The sequence below is a fragment of the Dankookia sp. GCM10030260 genome, assembly GCF_042666655.1.
GTDB lineage: Bacteria > Pseudomonadota > Alphaproteobacteria > Acetobacterales > Acetobacteraceae > Paracraurococcus.
In genome coordinates this window covers 1-5,275 of the sequence record NZ_JBHTDE010000053.1, presented here as the reverse complement: position 1 = coordinate 5,275, position 5,275 = coordinate 1, and the positions used below count along the sequence as shown (strand labels likewise).

The following is a 5,275-nucleotide window of genomic DNA, read 5'->3' as shown; positions in this document are numbered from 1 at the left end:
CGGCCGGACTTCGTTGATCAGCGGTTCCAACGCCGCCCACCGCGCGTCGCTCAGAACGTGAATACCAGGGTTCTCCGTCATCCCTAACAGTTAGGAATGTACCTCAGGAGCTAACAGACCTTAGGCCAAACTCGGCGAGGTCACCATAGCCAACGAGTTGCTGGAGCAGAAGATCGCCCCCCTCGAGGGTAGGCGCCCTTTGGGGCGCCGGAGGTCCAGGCGATGAGCCAGGCCATCTCGCCGACGATGGGTCGGCGCTATGGCCTGGCCAGGGTCGCCCGGGTCTGAGACCGCTCCCGCACGACGGTCTACCGCCTGCGCGCGGTGGTCAGTGTCGTGGCACCAGCCGTCCCCATGTGGCGAGGCCCGATCGGGGCCTGCTCTGATACCGTGTTGCTCGAGCACATCCGGGCCCAGATCCTCGGCTCACGCCTGCATGGCGAGGGCTACCGCAAGATCTGGGCGCGACACGCACTACACTTTAGACTCGACAGGAACCTCTGCATCAATCCTGTTGGCGGAAAGGAGTTGAACCTTCGCGCGACCAAGCGTTGGCTTTGGATGCTGAACGAAGATTGTCTGAACATCCGTCTTGGCGATTACCTGGATCGCCGCCGAGATCCCCGTCCTGAAGCTGTCACCGACGCAGCCAGTGATGAGGGTGAAGCAGCGTCTGACGACCCGGAGAGTGGCGGATAGTGTGAGGCGATCTTTATCCGCCGACCTGACCGTCTGAACTGAGCCTTTGCCAACGACCGCCTCATTGGCTCCGCTTAACCCGAATGCGTTGGGACAGTCATGTCGCTTCAGGTGCGTGGGCCGAGAACTAGCTCCAACTCGACCACAAGATCGCTGGCATTCGATGCACCACTTATAGGCGTGCTTGCTGTCGACCCACTTGACGCGATCAGCAATGCCATGAAGCGCGCTGAGCGTATGGCAGAAGCGATAGCGGAGTGTGCCGAGCAAATGACCGAAACTCGGTCCACGCAGCCGCGGGACGGCCGCCAATGAATGTCTTTCATTGCCAGCCGCGGCGACTTCATCGTCTTCCGTTTTGTAAAACGCTAAACCTCGACGCCAGCGCGATCAGATGCGCAGCGAACTCGCGCGGCTCCGTGAGAATCTGGACGCCATTATGGTCTACGTTACCCATGGTCAGGTCGAAGCGATGACGCTGACCGACAAGATCGTGGTGCTGCAGGCGGGGCGGGTGGAACAGGTGGGCTCGCCGCTTGAGTTCTACCATCACCCGGCCAACCTCTTCGTCGTCGGCTTCATCGCTTCGCCGCGCATGAACTTCTTCAAGTCGTTGGTGATCGGGGCGGATGGCGGCCGGGTCACGGTCGAGGCAACGGGAGTCCGCCTGACGGTGCCGGCCATTGCCGCCGCTGCATGTCCGGGCACGGAAGTCACACTCGGGAGCCGACCGGAAGCGCTGCGGCCCAATCCCGCTGGGCCGCTTGCCCGAGAGCTGTGGTTGGCCGAGCGGCTCGGCGGGCTGACACTGCTGCATGTCGCCTTCGCGGGCGGAGAGCCGGAGGTGGTGCAGATCGAAGGCAGCGACCAGACCAAAGCGCATGCACCCATCCGTCTCACAGTGGACGGCACGACCTCTCACGCCTTCGACGCTTCGGGCCAGGTCCTGCTGGCGCTCGGGCGCTACCCGCTCGCGGCCTGACCGGCATGATCGTTGTCTGCGGCGAGGCGCTGATCGACCTCTTTATCGACGGTCCGCCAAGTGGGGCAACGCTGCCCGCTACGGCCGCCGCCGGCGGCTCGCCCTTCAACCTCGCCGTCGGCCTGGCCCGGCTCGGCGAGCCCGCTGCTTATCTCGGCAGCCTGTCGCGGGACGGTTTCGGCGCCTTCCTCGCCGCTTGCCTGGCCGCAGAGGGTGTGGACATGACCTTGGCGAAGCGCAGCGCCAAGCCGACGCCGCTGGTCGTGGTCTCGCCCGATGCCTCCGGGCATCCGACCTACACCTTTCACGCGCAGGACTGCGCCGAGCGGGACCTGACGGCGGCCGAACTACCGCCCGCATTCGGCCCAGAGGTGGAGGCGATCGCGATCAGCTCTTATGTGCTCGGGGTGGAGCCAATCGCCGGCGCCCTGCTGGCTCTGGCCAAGCGGGAAGGGCCCCGGCGTGTGGTCAGCCTCGATCCGAACCTGCGCCCGGCGCTGATCGGCGATCTCGGGACTTGGCGCTCGCGGTTCGACCGCTTCGTCCGGACCGCAGCCATCGTCAAACTCAGCGAGGAGGACCTGCAGGTCGCCTATGGCACGGACGCCAATCCGGCAGATTGGGCACGGCGTTGGCTCGAGACTGGGGTCAGCCTCGTCGTGCTGACGCAAGGGCCGGCGGGCGCCACCGCCTTCCATGCCTCTGGCGTGTTTCAGGAAGCGGGTCGTGCTGTGGCCGTTGCAGATACGGTCGGCGCTGGCGACACGTTTCATGCCGCGCTGCTGGCGCGCCTGCGGCAGCGCGGCCTGCTGCGGCGTGAGGCGCTGGCCGCGCTCAACGCCGCCGCGCTGCAGGACGCACTGTGTTACGCCACCAACGCGGCCGCAATCACCTGCACCCGGCGGGGCGCCGACCTCCCGCGTGCCGCAGAGGTCGAGGCGGCGCTCGGCTGACCCATCGCCAGGATGGCGCATGTTCCTCGGTCTCGATTTCGGCAACTCCTCGGCCAAGGCCCGGCTAAATGCGCCGCCTTGCCTTCCTGGGCATTGTCACGTTGTTTGATGGCCAGGCGAGTTTGACCACAAGGCGGAGCTTGGGTGATTTCACGCTGCCATCTGGGCACAGGTTTCCTGCTGCCAGATCCGGAAGGCCTTATCGCGCGAATGGCGGTACTGATCGGCGGTCATCAGGTGTCGACGTGGACGGAAGTGGCCATAGATCATCGCGTGCGCGGAGAGGAAGCGCTGGGCTTGCTCGGGTGACTTGAAGCGCTGCATCTGGCGTTCTCGACGTCGCGTCGGCCTGTGGGAGTTCTCGGCGCGATTGTTCAGGTAGCGGCTGCTCCGATGTCGCACATCGGGCAGGACCTCGCGTTGCGCAACGCCGTAGCTGCGGAGCCCATCCGTGACGATCTTGCGGGGCTTGTACTTGAGGCCGGCCAGCAGGCGTTTGAAGAAGCGTTTGGCGGCCGTGGCATTGCGGCGCTCCTGCACCAGGATGTCGAGCACGACACCGTGCTGATCCACCGCGCGCCAGAGATAGAAGAGCTCACCGTTGATCTTCAAAAACACCTCGTCCATGTGCCAGGTGTCGCCTGGCCTCGGTCGACGCTTGCGCAGCTTGGCCGCGAAGTCCGCGCCGAAGCGGAGGCACCAGCGCCTGATGCTCTCATAGCTGACCACGACGCCCCGCTCGGCCAGGATCAGCTCGATGTCACGCAGGCTCAAGCTGAACAGGTGGTAGAGCCAGACGGCTGCTGGATCACCGCGGCTGGGAAGCGGTAGCCGGGGTAGGTGGTGGGCTCGGACGGCATCCCGCCAGCTTGGCCCGACTATTTCGTCCCGACCAGAGCGGACAACGTGACAATGCCCCGGCGAGCCAATGCTCCCAGCGCTTCGCCCAAGCCACCAAAGCGTCCTTTTTGGTATCGTGCGCGATGAGCGCGATACGCAGGCGTTCCGGCATGCATTTCCTCCACGGGAAAGCGCAAACGCACCAAACGGCTCGGATCAGCCATCGTCGTCCCCGACCACATTGCGGGGATGGCCGCCCTCGTCGAGGGCGACGAAGGTGAAGACGCCTTCCGTCACCTTCTGCGGCTCCTTGCCAAGCCCGCGTCCGCGGGCCCAGGTTTCGACCTTCACCACCACGGAGGTGTCGCCGGTCTTCACCAGGGAGCAGTAGCAGCTGACCTCGTCACCGACCGAGATGGGCCGCAGGAAGCGCATGGCCTCGATCGCCACCGTGGCGACACGGCCCTGCGCCTGTTCGGCGGCCAGGCCGCCGTCCGCCAAGTCCATCTGCGACAATGTCCAGCCGCCAAAGATGTCGCCGCCCGCATTGGCATCACGGGGCATCGCAATGGTCCGCAGGTGCGGGCCGCCCGGGACATCTGGAAGACTATCAGTCATGGCTGCTGCCTCTCACCTCCTGCGGCTTGTCCGGTACGGCGGCCACGGCAGTCCGTGCCGGGCCACCCAAAGGCATGGTTCTTTTACTTCCGCCGCGGTGGGGATCCGTCGGCGCAGCCCCGTAGCCTAGACGGGGCCGATGCGCGGTGAGCTTGGGGCCGGCGCGGGTGCCAACTCCTCATTGCGGCGCGGCTGGCCCTCCACGGCACTGCGCGCCTCGCCGGCCAAGTCTTGCGCGGCATCGCCCACTGCCTGCCGAACCTCCCGCGCCGCATCGGTCAGTGCCGAACCGACCCCGCCTGTGCCACTCGCCGCCTGTCCGACCGCGGCCTTCACGTGATCTACATGCTCGGCCGCGGTGTCCTTGAGCCGCTCGTAGCCGTGCTGCGCGGTGGTCTGGACGCGGTCCGCCATAGCGTCGCGGGTCTCACCCATCAGCCGGTCCTCGACCTCGGTGTTCGGCAGGAGTGCGCCGACCGCGGCACCCAGGGCCACGCCGATCGCGCCCAGCACCAAGGGTTGCTCCCGCATCAACCAGGTGACGCCCTGGCGGGTCTGGTCACTGAGTTCGCTGGCTCGGGCCTCCACGTCCTGCCCGCTCCCCGTCACCCGCTCGGTGACCGAGGCAGAAGCACTGCGCAGGCCGTCCGTCACCGCGCCCGCCGCGTCGCGGACGCGGTCGGCCGCCGAGCCCGCCACATCGGCAACGCTGCGAGAGGCGTCGCTGACCTTGTTGATCGCCTGGTCGGCCGTGCTGGCGACGCTGTCGCGCGCCGCGCCCACGGCGGCCGAAGCGCGCCCGGTCATCGAATCTTCGGGCTCCACACCGCCACCATACACCCGCACCCGCGTGCGGCCGGTGCCGATCGAGCCGGTGCCGGTCGAGCGGTTGAGCGAGGCGGTCTGGGACGGCGTGGGCCCGCCCGAGCGGTTGCCGCCCGACATCATCAGCCAGCCGATGCCGGCGCCGATCAGCAGCAGCGGCAACGGGTTGTCCCGTACCGAAGTGCCGAGGTTTCGCACTAACTCATTGCCGCCGGAGCTGCGGGCATAGTTCAGCGCTTGCTCGAAGAGTTGGCCCGGCGAAGCGCGCTCGCGCAGTTCGTCCAGCGTGTTGGTGAGGCCGGCGCGGGTCTGCTCCACCTCGCGCTCGATCTCCGCGGCGGAGCGGTTGCCGGGGTCG

General features: G+C 66.8%; 5 protein-coding genes and 1 pseudogene. 3 read left to right on the top strand and 3 right to left on the bottom strand.

The features are described 5' to 3' along the window. The first annotated feature begins 393 nt into the window (after positions 1-393). From ACFQS7_RS30545 to ACFQS7_RS30535, 3 genes are all read left to right on the top strand, one after another. Positions 394-699: a hypothetical protein gene (locus tag ACFQS7_RS30545; protein ID WP_380070919.1), complete on the top strand. Its 306-nt coding sequence runs from the start codon at positions 394-396 to the stop codon at positions 697-699. A 394-nt stretch (positions 700-1,093) separates the two neighbouring features. After that, positions 1,094-1,681 (top strand): hypothetical protein, encoded by a 588-nt coding sequence (locus tag ACFQS7_RS30540; protein WP_380070918.1) that lies wholly within the window; start codon positions 1,094-1,096, stop codon positions 1,679-1,681. Positions 1,682-1,686: 5 nt separating this feature from the next. Then, positions 1,687-2,634, top strand: a complete 948-nt coding sequence (locus ACFQS7_RS30535) for a carbohydrate kinase (protein WP_380070917.1) — start codon at positions 1,687-1,689, stop codon at positions 2,632-2,634. A gap of 150 nt (positions 2,635-2,784) precedes the next feature. On the opposite strand, the pseudogene ACFQS7_RS30530 reads toward ACFQS7_RS30535, so the two are convergent. The 3 genes and pseudogenes from ACFQS7_RS30530 to ACFQS7_RS30520 all read right to left on the bottom strand — a co-directional run. After that, positions 2,785-3,494: pseudogene (locus tag ACFQS7_RS30530) on the bottom strand (IS6 family transposase). 196 nt (positions 3,495-3,690) lie between these two features. Then, on the bottom strand, positions 3,691-4,038 hold the full coding sequence (locus ACFQS7_RS30525) for an acyl-CoA thioesterase (protein WP_380070916.1): 348 nt from the start codon (positions 4,036-4,038) through the stop codon (positions 3,691-3,693). A 180-nt stretch (positions 4,039-4,218) separates the two neighbouring features. Then, positions 4,219-5,275 (bottom strand): DUF3618 domain-containing protein (locus tag ACFQS7_RS30520; RefSeq protein ID WP_380070915.1); only part of this gene is annotated, 1,057 nt, incomplete at its 5' end.

Bases quoted from the DNA above. Each gene is read 5' to 3' on its own strand.
- ACFQS7_RS30540 (WP_380070918.1), top strand. From the start codon at position 1,094: ATGCGCAGCGAACTCGCGCGGCTCCGTGAGAATCTGGACGCCATTATG.
- ACFQS7_RS30535 (WP_380070917.1), top strand. From the start codon at position 1,687: ATGATCGTTGTCTGCGGCGAGGCGCTGATCGACCTCTTTATCGACGGT.
- ACFQS7_RS30525 (WP_380070916.1), bottom strand. From the start codon at position 4,038: ATGCCCCGTGATGCCAATGCGGGCGGCGACATCTTTGGCGGCTGGACA.